Annotated in this window: 14 protein-coding genes and 1 rRNA gene; 7 read left to right on the forward strand and 8 right to left on the reverse strand. The window is 37.8% G+C overall.

The window, feature by feature from the left end:
* From GZA11_RS13030 to dnaA, 8 genes are all read right to left on the reverse strand, one after another.
* A 16S ribosomal RNA gene (locus GZA11_RS13030) occupies window positions 1–217 on the reverse strand; the annotation flags it as partial.
* Window positions 218–648: 431 nt separating this feature from the next.
* Window positions 649–3,120: a DNA gyrase subunit A gene (gene gyrA, locus GZA11_RS13035; RefSeq protein WP_163184152.1), complete on the reverse strand. Its 2,472-nt coding sequence runs from the start codon at window positions 3,118–3,120 to the stop codon at window positions 649–651.
* A 72-nt stretch (window positions 3,121–3,192) separates the two neighbouring features.
* A complete protein-coding gene (gyrB, locus tag GZA11_RS13040) occupies window positions 3,193–5,115 on the reverse strand; it encodes a DNA topoisomerase (ATP-hydrolyzing) subunit B (RefSeq protein WP_163184164.1) in 1,923 nt (640 codons plus the stop codon).
* Window positions 5,116–5,177: 62 nt separating this feature from the next.
* A complete protein-coding gene (gene remB / locus GZA11_RS13045) occupies window positions 5,178–5,426 on the reverse strand; it encodes an extracellular matrix regulator RemB (protein WP_163184154.1) in 249 nt (82 codons plus the stop codon).
* An 8-nt stretch (window positions 5,427–5,434) separates the two neighbouring features.
* Window positions 5,435–6,553, reverse strand: a complete 1,119-nt coding sequence (recF, locus tag GZA11_RS13050; protein ID WP_038538173.1) for a DNA replication/repair protein RecF — start codon at window positions 6,551–6,553, stop codon at window positions 5,435–5,437.
* 16 nt (window positions 6,554–6,569) lie between these two features.
* A complete protein-coding gene (yaaA, locus tag GZA11_RS13055; RefSeq protein WP_205597531.1) occupies window positions 6,570–6,803 on the reverse strand; it encodes a S4 domain-containing protein YaaA in 234 nt (77 codons plus the stop codon).
* 139 nt (window positions 6,804–6,942) lie between these two features.
* Window positions 6,943–8,079 carry a DNA polymerase III subunit beta gene (gene dnaN, locus GZA11_RS13060; RefSeq protein ID WP_038538167.1) on the reverse strand — a complete coding sequence of 379 codons (1,137 nt, stop codon included), beginning with the start codon at window positions 8,077–8,079 and terminating at the stop codon, window positions 6,943–6,945.
* A 241-nt stretch (window positions 8,080–8,320) separates the two neighbouring features.
* Window positions 8,321–9,667, reverse strand: coding sequence for a chromosomal replication initiator protein DnaA (gene dnaA / locus GZA11_RS13065; protein WP_038538164.1), 1,347 nt, complete (start codon window positions 9,665–9,667; stop codon window positions 8,321–8,323).
* A gap of 690 nt (window positions 9,668–10,357) precedes the next feature.
* On the opposite strand from dnaA, the gene rpmH reads away from it, so the two are divergent.
* The 7 genes from rpmH (at window position 10,358) to rsmG (ending at window position 16,861) form a co-directional block, all read left to right on the forward strand.
* A complete protein-coding gene (rpmH, locus tag GZA11_RS13070) occupies window positions 10,358–10,492 on the forward strand; it encodes a 50S ribosomal protein L34 (RefSeq protein ID WP_038538161.1) in 135 nt (44 codons plus the stop codon).
* A 121-nt stretch (window positions 10,493–10,613) separates the two neighbouring features.
* Window positions 10,614–10,961 (forward strand): ribonuclease P protein component, encoded by a 348-nt coding sequence (rnpA, locus tag GZA11_RS13075; RefSeq protein WP_038538158.1) that lies wholly within the window; start codon window positions 10,614–10,616, stop codon window positions 10,959–10,961.
* 165 nt (window positions 10,962–11,126) lie between these two features.
* On the forward strand, window positions 11,127–11,867 hold the full coding sequence (spoIIIJ, locus tag GZA11_RS13080; protein ID WP_374718396.1) for a YidC family membrane integrase SpoIIIJ: 741 nt from the start codon (window positions 11,127–11,129) through the stop codon (window positions 11,865–11,867).
* Window positions 11,864–12,490, forward strand: coding sequence for an RNA-binding cell elongation regulator Jag/EloR (gene jag, locus GZA11_RS13085; protein WP_038538152.1), 627 nt, complete (start codon window positions 11,864–11,866; stop codon window positions 12,488–12,490). The genes spoIIIJ and jag overlap by 4 nt, the downstream gene beginning before the upstream one ends.
* A gap of 309 nt (window positions 12,491–12,799) precedes the next feature.
* Window positions 12,800–14,185 (forward strand): tRNA uridine-5-carboxymethylaminomethyl(34) synthesis GTPase MnmE, encoded by a 1,386-nt coding sequence (gene mnmE, locus GZA11_RS13090; RefSeq protein WP_163184156.1) that lies wholly within the window; start codon window positions 12,800–12,802, stop codon window positions 14,183–14,185.
* A gap of 48 nt (window positions 14,186–14,233) precedes the next feature.
* The gene (gene mnmG, locus GZA11_RS13095) at window positions 14,234–16,123 is read left to right on the forward strand and encodes a tRNA uridine-5-carboxymethylaminomethyl(34) synthesis enzyme MnmG (RefSeq protein ID WP_038541999.1); all 1,890 of its coding nucleotides are present in this window, start codon (window positions 14,234–14,236) and stop codon (window positions 16,121–16,123) included.
* Between the two features lie 21 nt (window positions 16,124–16,144).
* Window positions 16,145–16,861 carry a 16S rRNA (guanine(527)-N(7))-methyltransferase RsmG gene (gene rsmG, locus GZA11_RS13100; RefSeq protein ID WP_038538146.1) on the forward strand — a complete coding sequence of 239 codons (717 nt, stop codon included), beginning with the start codon at window positions 16,145–16,147 and terminating at the stop codon, window positions 16,859–16,861.
* The last annotated feature ends 67 nt before the right edge of the window (window positions 16,862–16,928 follow it).

Genomic DNA, 16,928 nt, shown 5'->3' on the forward strand with positions numbered 1-16,928 from the left:
GAACCGACTTTCAGCACCCCCTCATGCGAGGGGATGAATTATCCGGTATTAGCTCCGGTTTCCCGAAGTTATCCCAGTCTTACAGGCAGGTTGCCCACGTGTTACTCACCCGTCCGCCGCTAACCAATAGAAGCAAGCTTCTATTGGTCCGCTCGACTTGCATGTATTAGGCACGCCGCCAGCGTTCGTCCTGAGCCAGGATCAAACTCTCCAAAAAAGTTGATTTAGCTCACAAAATTAACGTTGGCTTCGTTTCAATAGAAACGAATGTTGTAATTTGTTGACGTTTTTGGTTGTTTAGTTTTCAAAGATCAATTTATCTATCGCTCAGAAGCGACTCTATTAATATATCACCGTTTCTAGTGGAAGTCAACATACTTTTTTCATTTTTTTTATTAAAATTGAACAAACACTTCTGCATCTTTCATATAATACTTTCCAACTCAAATAAAAGAAAACAGTTAGATTCAATTAAAAGAATCGTACGGTGAGAAGCTAAGGGCAGACGTCTCACAGCTAAGGCACTTGTATAGCCATTTTTCGAAGTCAATGAGTTCCTTTTTTAATCTTATAAAAAAAGGAACACTAAAAGTGCTCCTTTCAAATAAGCTCTCCACCCTCGGAAATACTGATTTCCGTTTTTCAATATTATTGGTCACTTGTGTTTTCTTGATCTTCTTCCTTCTCTTCCTTTTCTACCTTAGCTACTGTTGCGACAGATTCATTTTCACTTTCCTTCAGGGTAATAAGCTTCACACCTTGAGTGTTTCGGCCTAATTGAGAAATTCCCGCAACATCAATACGGATTAACACACCACTTGTGGTAATGAGCATTAAATCTTCTTCACCCGTTACCGTACGTACAGAAACAAGCTCTCCATTTTTCTCAGTTATATGGCATGTTTTTATTCCTTTACCCCCTCTTCCTTGAATCCGATATTCAGAAGCAGGGGTCCGTTTTCCATATCCATTCTTCGTAACAATTAGTATATCATTATTTTCTTCTAACACTTCCATGCCGACAACTTCATCATCACTGTCAAGAGTAATCCCCTTGACTCCGGTAGCCGTACGGCCCATGGATCTAACTTCTGTTTCCGCAAAGCGAATCAGCATACCTTTTTTGGTTCCAATAATGATATCCTTATTTCCATCTGTTAAGCGAACAGATATTAATTCATCACCTTCTCGAAGATTTAGAGCAATTAAGCCATTATTACGGATATGAGCAAATGATGACAATGGAGAACGTTTTGAAATCCCATCTTTTGTAGTAAAGAATAGATACCAATTATCGACAAATTCCTCAACTGGTATGATCGCGTTAACCCATTCTCCCTTTTCAATTCCAAGTAGGTTAATAATCGGAATTCCTTTGGCTGTCCGGCTAAATTCAGGTATATCATACCCTTTGGAACGGTATACTTTTCCTTTATTCGTAAAGAACAAGATTGTATCATGGGTAGAAGTCGTGATTAAATGTTCAACAAAGTCATCTTCATTTGTTCCCATTCCCTGAACTCCACGTCCACCTCGTTTTTGGGCACGATAAGTGGATACAGGAAGACGTTTGATATAGCCGTTATGAGTTAGAGTAATGACAATATTTTCACGAGGAATTAAATCCTCATCTTCAATATTTTCAACTCCTCCTGCCGCAATTTCTGTACGGCGTGTATCATTATAACGCTCTTTTATTTCTAGCAGTTCTTCACGGATAATATCGAGAATTTTTTCTTCATCTGCGAGAATCGCTTTTAATTCAGAAATCAACTTTACTAGACTTTGATATTCTTCTTCAATTTTCTCTCTTTCCAATCCGGTTAAGCGCTGTAGGCGCATATCAAGGATCGCTTGTGCCTGTTTTTCTGATAAATTAAATTCTCTCATTAATCCTTCACGTGCAATATCAGTCGTTTGTGAATTACGGATTAATGTTATAACTGCATCTAAATGGTCTAGTGCAATACGCAAACCTTCCAAAATATGAGCGCGAGCTTCCGCCTTACGCAACTCAAACTCTGTTCTTCTGCGAATAACAACCTTTTGATGATCTAAATAATGCAACAAACATTGCTTTAGAGTTAACACTTTCGGCTGACCATTCACAAGCGCCAATGTGTTAATTCCGAAACTAGTTTGCATGGCTGTTTGTTTGTATAAATTATTTAACAGCACATTCGCGTTTGCATCTTTCCGTACTTCAATAACAATTCGCATACCCCTGCGGTCGGATTCATCACGTAAATCAGTAATTCCATCAATTTTTTTATCACGGGCTAACTCAGCAATTTTTTCAATCAGCTTTGCTTTGTTGACTTGATATGGTAATTCCTTAACAATAATAACTTCTTTACCATTTGATTTTTGCTCTATTTCCACCTTAGCTCTTAATGAGATGGAGCCACGGCCGGTATCATATGCTTTACGAATACCGCTGCGTCCAAGGATAATCCCACCAGTAGGAAAGTCAGGACCAGGGATAATCTCCATCAATTCCTGTGTGGTAATCTCAGGATCACGGCTCACTGCTAAAACCGCGTCAATTACTTCGCCGAGCTGGTGAGGAGGGATGTTAGTCGCCATACCTACAGCAATTCCGGTTGTTCCATTTACTAATAGGTTAGGGAATCTTGCTGGCAATACTACAGGTTCCTTTTCCTCACCATCATAGTTATCTTGATAATCAATTGTATCTTTGTTAATATCTCTTAATAATTCCATGGAAATTTTGGACATTCTCGACTCAGTATATCGCATCGCAGCAGCAGCATCACCGTCAACAGAACCGAAGTTCCCATGACCGTCAACAAGCATATACCGATAGTTAAAATCTTGGGCCATCCGAACCATTGTTTCATAAACAGCCGAATCACCATGAGGGTGATATTTACCGATAACATCCCCAACTATACGGGCTGACTTTTTATATGGTTTGTCTGCATGTATTCCAAGATCATGCATAGCATAAAGAATACGGCGGTGAACCGGCTTTAACCCGTCACGAACGTCCGGAAGAGCACGTGAGACAATAACACTCATAGCATAGTCAAGGAAGGAAGACTTCATTTCCTGACTAATATTAATCTCTTTTATTTGAGAATTTGGTGTATCAGCCATATTTGGTACCTCCTTTATGGATTACCAAAAAGAAAAAGGAGGATAGAAAGCTCTACCCTTTTTTTCCCTTTGTTATATATCTAAATTCTTTACATATTGAGCATTTTCTTCAATAAAATTACGGCGCGGCTCTACTTTTTCGCCCATTAGCATATCAAAGGTTTCATCGGCCTCAATTGCATCCTCAAGACTGACCTGCAACATCGTTCTGTTTGCTGGATCCATTGTTGTTTCCCATAACTGTTCTGGATTCATTTCACCTAACCCTTTATACCGCTGAATATTAGGTTTTGGCTGGCTTGGCAATTCAGCAAATATCCGTTCCAGGTCCTTTTCATTATAGGCATATTCAACTCTTTTTCCTTGTTGTACTTTATAAAGGGGCGGCTGTGCAATGTAGACATAGCCTGCTTCAATAATTTTTCTCATATAACGATAGAAGAATGTTAACAATAGTGTCCGAATATGAGCACCATCAACATCCGCATCGGTCATGATGACAATTTTATGATAACGTGCTTTAGAAATATCGAAATCTTCACCAATTCCTGTTCCAATAGCAGTTATCATAGCTCTTACTTCATTATTAGAAAGAATCTTGTCAAGTCGGGCTTTTTCTACATTGAGAATCTTACCTCTAAGCGGCAAAATTGCTTGGAATAAGCGATCACGGCCTTGCTTAGCAGAACCTCCAGCTGAATCACCCTCAACGATATATAATTCGCTTTCAGCAGGGTCTTTAGAAGTACAATCGGCTAATTTCCCTGGTAAACTTGAAACCTCTAAGGCGCTTTTTCGTCTTGTTAATTCCCTTGCTTTTTTGGCCGCAATTCGGGCACGAGCTGCCATTAAACCTTTTTCAACGATCTTTCTTGCAACTGTTGGGTTTTCGAGTAAAAACTTTTCGAAAGAACTTGCAAAAATCGTGTCTGTAATGGCTCTAACTTCAGAATTACCAAGTTTGGTCTTAGTCTGTCCCTCAAACTGCGGATCTGGGTGCTTAATTGAAACAATTGCCGTTAATCCTTCGCGAACATCTTCACCTGATAAATTTGAATCATTTTCTTTAATGATCCCATTTTTGCGGGCATAATCATTAATAACCCTCGTTAAGGCTGTTTTAAAGCCAGATTCATGGGTACCGCCCTCATAAGTGTGAATATTATTGGCAAAAGAATAAATATTATCAGTATAGCCATCATTATATTGAAGGGCTACTTCTACACTAATTCCGTCCCGTTCGCCCTCCATGTAGATTGGTTCTTCATGAATAACTTCCTTCGTACGGTTTAAGTGTTCTACATAGGATTTAATTCCGCCCTCGTAATAATACTCATTATGTTTATTTTCCACTCTTTTATCTTCAATCGTAATTTTTATTCCACGATTAAGGAAAGCAAGTTCACGCAATCGAGTAGCAAGAATGTCATAATCATATACTAATGTTTCAGTAAAGATTTCTCCATCTGGCTTAAAATGAGTAATCGTTCCAGTTTTGTCAGTCTCTCCGATTACCTTCAAGTCGGTTACTGGAACGCCCCGTTCATATTTTTGATAATGAATTTTTCCCTCACGATGAACAAACACTTCCAAATAGGTAGAGAGAGCATTAACAACAGAAGCACCCACACCATGGAGTCCTCCGGATACCTTGTAACCCCCGCCACCAAATTTACCGCCGGCATGAAGAACAGTCATGATAACCTCCACCGCAGGGCGGCCCATTTTTTCATGGATACCGACCGGAATCCCACGGCCATTATCTTTTACCGTAATGCTGTTATCTTCTCCAATTGTGACATTGATTTCGGTACAGTAACCCGCAAGAGCTTCATCAATACTATTATCTACAATTTCCCAAACGAGATGGTGGAGACCTTTACTGCTTGTTGACCCTATATACATCCCCGGTCTTTTTCGGACAGCTTCAAGACCCTCCAACACTTGTATCTGATTAGCATCATATGCTTGTTCCTGTACGGCTTTTTGATCCATTGTCACTTATTTCACCTGCACTTTCTGCCTTATGAATCTATAGTTTTGAAAAAATAATAATATTAAAATTCCTGTAAATACATTTGGCTGGAACGTTTTTTTAACGTTCCTGAGGCAATCGGGGATAAATAGATCTTATCAACGGTAATCACAATTGATTTGGTTCTTTTTTTGGATAGGTTAATAACCTCTTTTTGGTGATATTGAAAGAATTCTTCCATCGACTCTGAATTTTCCGTGCTATCTTTATCTAGTATAGCAATAATATCTTTTAACCTAATATTAAGATCTTCCCCGATATGGATATACATATAGCACCTCAATCACTTTTCTTAATATTGCCGGATGTAACTACAAATGTAGAGGCTTCTTTTAATGTTTGATGATCAATTCCGTCAACACTAGTCGTTGTAACAAAGGTTTGTACCTTTCCTTGAATCGTATTTAATAGGTGTGATTGGCGATAATCATCTAATTCTGATAATACATCGTCCAACAGAAGTATTGGGTATTCTCCAATTTCCGCATGAATTAATTCAATTTCAGCTAGTTTAACAGAGAGTGCTGTTGTTCGCTGCTGACCTTGAGATCCAAATGTCTGAACATCTCTTTCATTGACATGAAACACGATATCATCCCGGTGGGGGCCAAAAAGTGTGGTCCCACGTTCAATTTCCCTGGATCTAACCTTTTCAAATTTTTCCATAAAACTTGTTACCATTTTCGACAAATCTTGGCCTTCTAATACCTCAACAGACGGTTTGTAGTTTATTTCAAGCGTTTCTAACCCTCTTGAGATTCCCTGATGAATGGGCTTTGCCCACTTTTCAAGTAATTGGAGAAATTCAAATCTTTTCGAAACAATTTTCACAGCCATTTGGATAAATTGTTCCGTTAAAACCTCAAGCATGGTTTGATTTGTTTCCTTTTTACTTTGCAGCATTTTTAAAAAATGATTGCGCTGTTGTAGTACTTTTTGATATTGACTCATATCATGTAAATAAACAGGAGAGATCTGTCCGATTTCCATATCAATAAATCGTCTTCGGACCTGTGGGCTTCCTTTTACAAGGTTGAGATCCTCTGGAGCAAACATGACTACGTTCATATTTCCAACATATTGGCTTAACTTTTGTTGTTCAATATGGTTTAGTTTTGCCTTTTTGCCTTTTTTGGAAATGACCAATTCCAATGGCAAGGCACTGTGATGTTTTTGGACCCTTCCCTCTATTTTAGCATAATCTTCATCCCAACGAATGAGATCTTTGTCATTTGAAGTCCGATGGGATTTGGCCATAGCTAAAACATAAATCGATTCCATCACATTTGTTTTACCTTGAGCATTTTCACCCAGGATGACATTGACTTTATTCTCAAATTCAATCGACAATTCAGGGTAATTCCGGTAATTTTTTAAAACAAGCGATTCTATAAACATGTAAAGTCGTCCTTTATTAGTCAGTAATCAGAAACTCCCCAAAGCCAGGGATTTGGACTATATCTCCGGAACGAAGTTTTCTTCCTCTTCTTTGGTCCTGTTCACCATTTATGAACACTTCATGTTCACTTAAAAACCATTTGGCCATTCCGCCAGTTTGAATCACATCTGCGAGCTTTAAAAATTGTCCCAATGTAATAAACTCGGTATCTAGCTTTATTTTCTCAGGCACTTTTTCACCCACATTCATCTAATAATTCTCGTAAAGTCTCAATACTTTATTTTACTAAATTTTCATCCTTAATTCAAAAATTAACAAAAAAACTGCAAAGAATGCCGCCTAGAGTGAGGCGGCATATAAAAAGAATTTATATAAATTTAATTTAAAATTAATAGGTTCTTACAGGTAAAATCAGCTGTAGTATCGTTTCATCATGTAGCGGACGGATTAAGAATGGACGCATAGCTCCAGTAAAACTGATACGGATATCCGTTCCTTCCAAAGCTTTTAGAGCATCCATCATATATTTCGCACTAAAGGATATTTTTAAGTCCTCTCCTTCAATTGCCTCACTTTGGATTTCTTCTACGACTTTCCCAATTTCAGGTGAATTAGAGGAGATTTCGATAATACCATGATCGATTGTAGAAAGCTTAACGACATTATTTCTTCCTTCCCTTGCAAGGAGAGAAGCACGGTCAATCGCTTGAAGAAATTCCTTCGTATTAACTATTACATCTGTTTTACTTTCTGTCGGAATTAATCTTGAAGTATCAGGGTAATTTCCTTCTAATAATCTAGAGAAGAAGAGCAAATGTTTCGCTTTAAATAAAATTTGATTTTCTGTAATGACAATATCGATTAATTCATTATTATCATCAATAATTTTGCTTAACTCATTTAAGCTTTTTCCAGGAATAACTACATTATAAGATTCGTTATTTTCAGCTTCAATTTTTGCCTTTCGGAGGGCAAGACGGTGGCTGTCTGTTGCAATACAGGTTAATTCCCCATTTTCAATTCTCCAGTTTACACCTGTCAAGATTGGTCGAGTTTCTGAAGTAGATACTGCAAAATGAGTTTGACGGATCATTGCTTTTAACAAATCCGTTGGAATATGGAATTTATTATTTTCTTCTATTTGTGGTAGGTGTGGATATTCTTCTGCGTCAAGGCCAATCAAGTTAAACTCTGATTTACCAGAACGAATCACTGTTTGTAGTGAACCATGTACTTCAATTTCAACTGTATCAGTAGGAAGCTTTTTTACGATTTCACTAAAAAATTTTGCTTGGAGAACAATTGATCCAGTCTCTTTAATTTCAACAATTTCATTGCTTTCTTCTTCTTTGGGAATAAATGATTCAATAGATATATCAGAATCGCTACCAGTTAAAGTGACTCCTTCATTTGTTGTCGTAATTTTAATTCCTGTTAAGATCGGGATTGTTGTTCTAGTTGTGACAGCCTTCATTACATCTTGAACACTTTGAACCAGACGGTCTCGTTGGATTATAAATTTCATGTTTAAATCCTCCGTTTTCGGCATATTTTTTAGTAGAAATACATATAATAATTTTTTAAAAAAAAGTAGAAGTACTAGTAGGAGTTGTTAACATGTGGATAACTCCTTTTTTTAACGGAAAGACAGCCTATCCACATGTGGACAGACTGTGCACATATTGAAAAAAGTTATTCACATGTTAAACAAACGAAAAGCGCCGTGGCTTTATGCTTCTAGTCGACAGCAGCCAGACACTTTATGATTAAATTTTTAACATCTCATTCAATTCTTTTAATTGTTTTTGTAGCTGGGCATCAGATTGAAGGAGCTTAGAAATTTTTTCATGAGCATGGATTACTGTTGTATGATCACGTCCTCCAAATTCTTCTCCTATTTTAGGTAAAGAATAATCCGTTAATTCACGGGATAAATACATGGCAATTTGACGTGGAAAAGCAATAGACTTTGTCCGCTTTTTCGCTTTGAAATCTTCCAGTTTCACATTAAACAGTTCTCCAACAGCTTTCTGAATATCATGAATGGTAATAACCTTTGGCTTTGAACTTGGAATAATATCTTTAAGTGCTTCAGCTGCCAAATCTGCATTAATATCTTTGTTAATTAATGAGGAATAGGCAACCACACGGATAAGAGCCCCTTCAAGTTCACGTATGTTGGAATCAATTTGATTAGCGATATAAAGCATCACTTCGTTTGGAATATCTAAACCTTCTGCTTTTGCTTTTTTTCTTAAAATCGCAATTCTTGTTTCAAGGTCAGGAGGAGTAATATCCGTTATTAATCCCCATTCAAACCTAGATCGCAAGCGGTCTTCCAATGTAGGGATTTCTCTTGGTGGCCGGTCACTAGAGATAACAATTTGTTTGCTTTCTTCATGCAAACTATTGAACGTATGGAAAAATTCCTCTTGTGTTGATTCTTTTCCTGCTAAAAACTGAATATCATCTATTAGCAGGACATCGACATTTCGATATTTATTACGAAAGCTTTCAGCTCGATTGTCACGAATGGAGTTAATAAATTCATTTGTAAATTTTTCCGACGATAAATAAACCACTTTAGCGGAAGGATTATGATCTAATACATAGTGGCCAATGGCATGCATTAAATGTGTTTTTCCTAAGCCGACTCCACCGTAAATAAAGAGCGGATTATAGGCTTTTGCTGGTGCTTCGGCTACAGCAAGGGATGCTGCATGGGCAAAACGGTTCCCGGAACCAATTACAAATGTATCAAATGTGTATTTTGAATTTAATATATTTGAAGGAAATTCAATGTGATCATCATCTTTTTTTACTTTTTTTGGAGGAGTTGGGATATCAAATTCCTCCTCTTTTTGATTTTGCGGAATGATGAATTTTACAGATAATTCTTCCCCCGTAATATCATAAAGAATCCCAGAGATTAGCTTAGAGTATCGTTCCTCCAGCCAGTCACGTGCAAATTCATTTGGGGCTGTTATGACAAGCAGATCACCTTGAAGGGAATGAGCCTTGGTTGATTTTAGCCATGTATCAAAACTGGGCTTGCTTATTTTTTTTTCAATCTTTGCAAGTGCTGCATGCCAAAGATCCGCAATATTTTCCAACTAGTTTCCCTCCTTTTTTAGCCTATAACAATATCTATTTTGTGTTTTCCGCCTTACTCCCTAGAAAATATGATTATTAATGGAGTTTTGCTTTTACCAATAATTTTATTCGATAAAAGTTATCCTGAAAAAATATCACTATCTAAAGAGCAGAACCTATGAATTTATAAATATGCATAACAGTGATTGTGGAAAACATATAATAAGGAAATAAAGTGGAGTTTCGACAATATCCACTACTTGTGGACAAGTTTTTACAGAGCCTCGGAATAACTTACTAACACATTATCCACATTCTGTGGATATCAAGATTTTGGAATAAAGTTATTAAGAGTGAAAACACAAATATAATATCAAATAATAGTTAGGTGCGCAATGGTTTTTCAAAGTTTATCCACAAGTGTCGCAACGTGTGAATAAAAATTGTCCACAGGTTGATATTTTGTGAAAAACCTGTCAATATCTTGTGTGGATATTAAAAAATATGTCGATTTTTTATCCACATATTTTTGAAGAATTTACATAGGAATTATTGATCCAGGAGCAGTGTATTTTTTGTTAAGAAGGAAAACTTTGATAGATAGATATGAGAGGGAACCAGGTTGACAATTTTAAGCAGACATCTTTATAATAAATAAGACTGTCAATTTGTAATGAATTGAGGGCTATTCCTCTAGGGAGGTGTCATATATGAAAAGAACGTATCAACCAAATAAGCGCAAGCATAGCAAAGTTCACGGTTTCCGTAAACGTATGAGCACAGCAAACGGACGTAAAGTTCTTGCGCGCCGTCGTCGTAAAGGAAGAAAAGTATTATCAGCTTAGACCACTGAAACGTCTCAGTGGTCTTTTTTCGCATTAGTACGTGTTATATATGGATTGTTTGCTAAAAATGTTGATTAGAGCAAATAGTGTAGGACTCTAAATCGGCTGAAGGTGTTTAAAGATGAGAAAAGAGTTGAGAATCAAAAAAAATCAAGATTTTCAAGCGGTGTTCCAAAAGGGGCGTTCGTTTGCAAATCGACAATTTGTTGTCTATTCATTGGAAAAAGTGGGACAGGATGCTTTTCGAATTGGCTTATCAGTCAGCAAAAAATTGGGTAATGCCGTAACAAGGAATCGAATTAAAAGATATATTCGACAATCTATTTTTGAACTCAAGGATCAACTAAAACAAGGATATGACTATGTAATTATTGCCAGAAAACCAGCTGCAGAAATGGATATGTCAGAGGTAAAAAAAAGTCTGACTCATGTACTGAAGGTTGGCAAGGTTTTAGAGAAAGATAAATAGGCGATAATTAGGATGAAAAACAAGTTATTTTACTACTATAAAGAGACAAGTTTCTATATCACATGTTAAAATATTTTTGAAATTATTCTTACATAAACAGTTTTAATTATAGATGCAAGGAGGAAAAACTGGTTGAAAAAGCGAATATTACTTATATTTGGAATCATGTCAGTACTGCTTTTAGCGGGCTGTACAGAAGTAAATAAGCCAATAACGGCTGAAAGTACCGGATTTTGGAATGAATATATTGTTTATCCATTATCTTGGCTCATTGTGAAGTGTGCGGAATTACTTGGAGGCAGCTTTGGCTTTTCGATTATCGTTGTCACAATCCTTATTCGGTTAGCTATATTGCCTTTGATGATTAAGCAGACAAAAAGTTCAAAAGCTATGCAGGCTCTTCAACCGGAATTGCAGGCACTTCGTGAAAAGTATAGTTCTAAAGATGCCAAAACACAACAAAAACTGCAGCAAGAAACGATGGCACTTTTCCAAAAGCATGGGGTTAATCCGATGGCCGGTTGCTTCCCTTTATTAATTCAAATGCCGATTTTAATTGGTTTTTACCATGCGATTATGAGAACGAGGGAAATTGCCGAGCATAATTTCCTATGGTTCGATTTAGGGGAAAAAGACCCACTCTTCTTATTGCCGATTATTGCTGGTATTACGACATTTATCCAACAAAAAATGATGATGGCTGGCACGACAAACCAGAATCCACAAATGGCCATGATGGTTTGGATGATGCCGATCATGATTGTCATCTTTGCACTTAACTTCCCGGCAGCCTTATCATTGTATTGGGTAATTGGTAATATTTTTATGATTGTTCAAACCTATTTTATTAAAGGTCCGGAGCTAAAGGCACAAGCTGCCGGCAAAGCGGGAGGAGCAAAAAAGTGAAACAGGTCACTGCTACAGGGCAAACCGTCGAAGAAGCAGTAAAATCAGCTTTAGCTCAATTAAAAACTACAAAAGACCGCGCAGAAGTACACATTATTGATGAAGGGAAAAAAGGGATTTTCGGCATTTTTGGTTCACGTCCGGCTGTAGTCAAAGTTACACTCAGCCTTGATCCGATTGAAGAAGCAACGAAGTTTTTAAAACAAGTAAGTAGCCAAATGGGAGCGCCAGTTGAAATTGAAGTAAAACGTGATGGTAAACAGGTGCATTTTATGTTAAGTGGTGAGAAAATTGCTCTTTTGATCGGAAAACGTGGCCAAACGCTAAATTCGCTTCAATATTTAACACAGCTGGTTATCAACCGCTATTCCGATCAATATTTAACAGTGATACTGGATGCGGAAGATTATCGAAACAGAAGAAGTGAAACCCTTATCCAGTTAGCGAATCGCTTGGCTCAAAAGGCAATTAAAACAGGACAAGATGTTGCACTTGAGCCTATGCCTTCCTATGAGAGAAAAGTGATTCATACTGCTTTAGCTGATAACAAACAAGTAAAAACCTTATCAGATGGAATTGAACCGCATCGACATGTAGTTATCTCTCCAGTGAAAACGAAATAATATGAAACTTTAAACATCCTATCGATTGATAGGATGTTTTTTTGTCCCTTTTTAAAGTGAAATGAACCGAGGAAGAGTGGCTTCCTGAAACTTTATTAGTAGAAATTACAGTCTGTGAATAACTTTTACTGCGTATTTTGTTTTATTGTTATTCACATGTGGATAAGTTAAAATAGTACAAGGAATTTTGTTCGTTGTGGATAGTCAAGGGCTGTTTGCTCCAAAGAGGGGAATTTTTATGGTATTCTATTTCTTTGAGACGAAAAAATCATTTATTATAGATAGATCGTTATATGTGAGGTGAAGAAAATGGACTTTGATACAATTGCCGCGATCTCGACGCCTATGGGCGAAGGAGCGATTGCGATCGTCCGTTTAAGTGGAGATCAAGCTATTCCGATTGCGGAGGAAATATTTAAAAGTAAGAGCGGCAAAAAGTTATCAGAGATGGCATCCCATACTATTCACTATGGCCATTTGGTCGACCCGAATAGTGGTCAAGTGATAGAAGAGGTAATGCTCTCTCTAATGAGAGGACCTAAAACTTTTACAAAAGAGGATGTAGTTGAAATAAATTGCCATGGTGGAATTGTATCAGTGAATCGTGTGCTTCAACTGGTATTAAATCATGGCGCAAGGCTAGCAGAACCTGGAGAATTTACAAAACGCGCATTTTTAAATGGCCGAATAGATTTATCTCAGGCAGAGGCAGTTATGGATTTAATCCGTGCTAAAACGGACCGGGCAATGAATTTGGCATTAGGACAAATGGAAGGACGACTTTCGAAGCTAATTCAAAGACTACGGCAAGAAATCTTGGAAATACTCGCCCATATTGAGGTCAATATCGATTACCCGGAGTACGATGATGTAGAAGAAATGACCCATACGATGTTGTTACCAAAAGCAAATCATGTTCGTGAAGAAATAAAGAAACTTTTACAGACTTCCCAGCAGGGAAAGATTTTGCGCGAGGGTTTATCAACGGTTATTGTAGGGCGGCCGAATGTAGGGAAATCTTCATTATTAAACAGCCTTGTCCAGGAAAATAAGGCAATTGTGACGGATATTCCTGGTACTACCCGTGATGTCATTGAAGAATATGTCAATGTACGCGGTGTTCCACTCAGATTGTTAGATACTGCCGGGATTAGGGAAACAGAGGATATTGTTGAACGAATTGGCGTGGAACGTTCACGGCAGGTGTTAAAAGAAGCGGATTTAATTTTGCTTGTGTTAAATTACTCTGATGAATTGACAAAAGAGGATGAAAATCTTTTTGAAGCTGTTAAAGGAATGGATGTCATCGTCATTGTCAATAAAACCGATCTTCCTCAGAAAATTGATATGGAGAGGGTAAAGGAGTTAGCAAGTGATTATAAATTGGTTACTACCTCGCTCAAAGAGGACCAAGGTGTGGATGAACTAGAAGAAGCCATTGCTTCATTATTCTTTGAAGGTTCAATTGAAGCAAAGGACGTTACCTATGTCTCCAATAGCCGCCACATTGCTTTATTAAACCAGAGCTTAAAGGCAATTGAAGAGGCCATTGAAGGCGTGGAAATCGGCACTCCGATTGACATTGTACAAATCGATTTAACAAGAACATGGGAACTGTTAGGCGAGATTATTGGCGATAGTGTCCACGAAAGCCTAATCGACCAGCTCTTCTCGCAATTCTGTCTAGGAAAATAGGAAAAGTTTGATGTAATGCTTCCGATTTGGGCGGAAAAGGAGGAAATTATGCAATACGAAGCAGGAAATTATGACGTCATTGTCGTTGGTGCCGGCCATGCTGGTTGTGAGGCTGGCCTTGCGGCGGCAAGACTTGGCGCTAAAACTTTAATGATTACCATCAATTTAGATATGGTGGCCTTTATGCCATGCAATCCATCCGTTGGCGGACCAGCAAAGGGGATTGTAGTCCGCGAAATTGATGCACTTGGTGGTGAAATGGCCAAAAACATAGACAAAACTTTAATTCAAATTCGAATGCTGAATACCGGAAAAGGTCCGGCAGTCCGTGCATTAAGAGCGCAAGCAGATAAGTTTGCTTATCAGCATGAAATGAAAAAAACACTTGAAGAAGAAAAAAATCTGACATTAATTCAAGGCATGGTCGAGCAATTGATTGTTGAAGATGGCGTATGTAAAGGGGTTATTACTAAAACGGGTGCTATTTACCGCTCAAAAACCGTTGTTATCACAACTGGTACCTTTTTACGTGGAGAAATTATTATAGGAGAATTAAAATATTCTAGTGGACCGAACAATCAGCAACCATCCATCAAGCTATCCGAACATTTAGAACAGCTAGGCTTTGAATTAGTTCGTTTCAAGACAGGAACCCCACCTAGAGTAAATAGTAATACTATTGACTACAGTAAGACAGAAATCCAGCCTGGCGATGAAGTGCCTAGAGCTTTTTCTTATGAAACGACAAAATTTATTACTGACCAACTGCCGTGCTGGCTAACTTATACAAATGAGAGAACCCATCAATTGATTGATCAAAATTTGCATCGTTCCCCGATGTTTTCTGGGATGATAAAAGGAACTGGTCCGCGATACTGCCCATCAATTGAGGATAAAGTGGTTCGATTCAATGACAAGCCGCGCCATCAGATTTTCCTTGAACCAGAAGGAAGAAATACGAAAGAAGTGTATGTCCAGGGCTTATCTACGAGCCTTCCGGAAGATGTGCAGCATCAAATTGTTAGAACTGTACCTGGACTTGAAAATGCGCAAATGATGAGACCGGGATACGCGATTGAATATGATGCTATTGTGCCAACCCAGCTTTGGCCTACTTTAGAGACGAAAATTGTTAAAAATCTTTATACCGCTGGGCAGATAAATGGAACGTCCGGTTATGAGGAAGCGGCTGGGCAAGGATTAATGGCTGGGATCAATGCTGGATTAAATGCCCTTGGCCGTGATCAGGTAATATTAAGTCGCTCGGATGCCTATATCGGAGTCTTAATCGATGATCTTGTTACAAAGGGAACTAATGAGCCGTACCGTTTATTAACTTCAAGAGCGGAATACCGATTGTTGCTTCGTCATGATAATGCAGATCTAAGATTGACTGAAATTGGTCATAAAATTGGTTTAATTAGTGAAGAACGTTATCAAGCTTTTCTAGCAAAAAAAGCTGCTATTGAGACAGAAATTGAAAGACTTCGTTCAGTTATCATTAAACCAAAGCCAGAGGTCCAAGAATTAATTAGAAGCATAGGCGGAAGCGAATTAAAAGACGGTATCAGGGCTTCAGACTTATTAAAACGACCTGAGATGTCTTATGAATTATTGGAAACACTCACAAAATCTGAAGTCCATTTGGATGACGAAGTAAAGGAACAAGTCGAAATTCAAATTAAATATGAAGGTTATATAGATAAATCATTACAGCAGGTTGAACGAATGAAGAAAATGGAGGATAAAAAAATCCCTGAAAATATTGATTATGATGCAATTTCAGGATTGGCAACCGAGGCTAAGCAAAAATTAAAACAAATTCGACCATTATCGCTTGCCCAAGCCTCCAGAATTTCCGGAGTAAACCCGGCTGATATTTCGATTCTACTTGTTTACTTGGAACAAGGGCGGATTGCACGAATTGCCAACGATTAAATGAGTGAGGAAGAGTTCTTAATGAATGTTGAACAATTTGAAACCAGTCTAAGAGATAAGGGGATTTCCCTTACCAGCACGCAGATGGAGCAGTTTGAAAAATATTTTGAGACTCTCGTTGAGTGGAATGAAAAAATAAACTTAACTGCCATCACTTCAAAACCAGAAGTTTATTTAAAGCATTTTTATGATTCTATCTCAGCAGCCTTTTATTTTGATTTTGCAAAACCGTTACGTTTGTGTGATGTAGGGGCAGGTGCCGGGTTTCCGAGCATTCCTTTAAAAATTGTTTTTCCAGAATTGCAATTAACCATTGTTGATTCACTGAATAAACGGATTACTTTTTTAAATCATCTTGCGGATGTCTTATCCTTAAGCAATGTTCAATTTGTCCATGACCGGGCGGAAACTTTTGGAGTAAACCCGGTTTACCGAGAAAGTTTTGATGTTGTTACAGCAAGAGCTGTCGCCAGAATGTCGATTTTAAGTGAATTTTGTCTTCCTCTTGTGAAGGTAGGAGGACACTTTGTAGCATTGAAAGCATTACATGCAGAAGAGGAGCTAAAAAAGGGACAAAAGGCGATTACAACTTTAGGTGGGAAAATAGAAAATAAATATACCTTTACATTGCCGATTGAAGAAAGTGAACGTACCATCATCGTTATTAAAAAGGAAAAACAAACACCGAAAAAATTTCCTCGGAAACCGGGGACACCGGCGAAGTCACCAATTGAGTAATTCTTACATTTTCGGCTTAGCAGTACTAACAATTTAGGGATAAAAATGTTATCCTAGGCAGGAAGAA

Source organism: Neobacillus sedimentimangrovi (assembly GCF_010614825.1).
Taxonomy (GTDB): Bacteria; Bacillota; Bacilli; order Bacillales; family Cytobacillaceae; genus Neobacillus; species Neobacillus thermocopriae.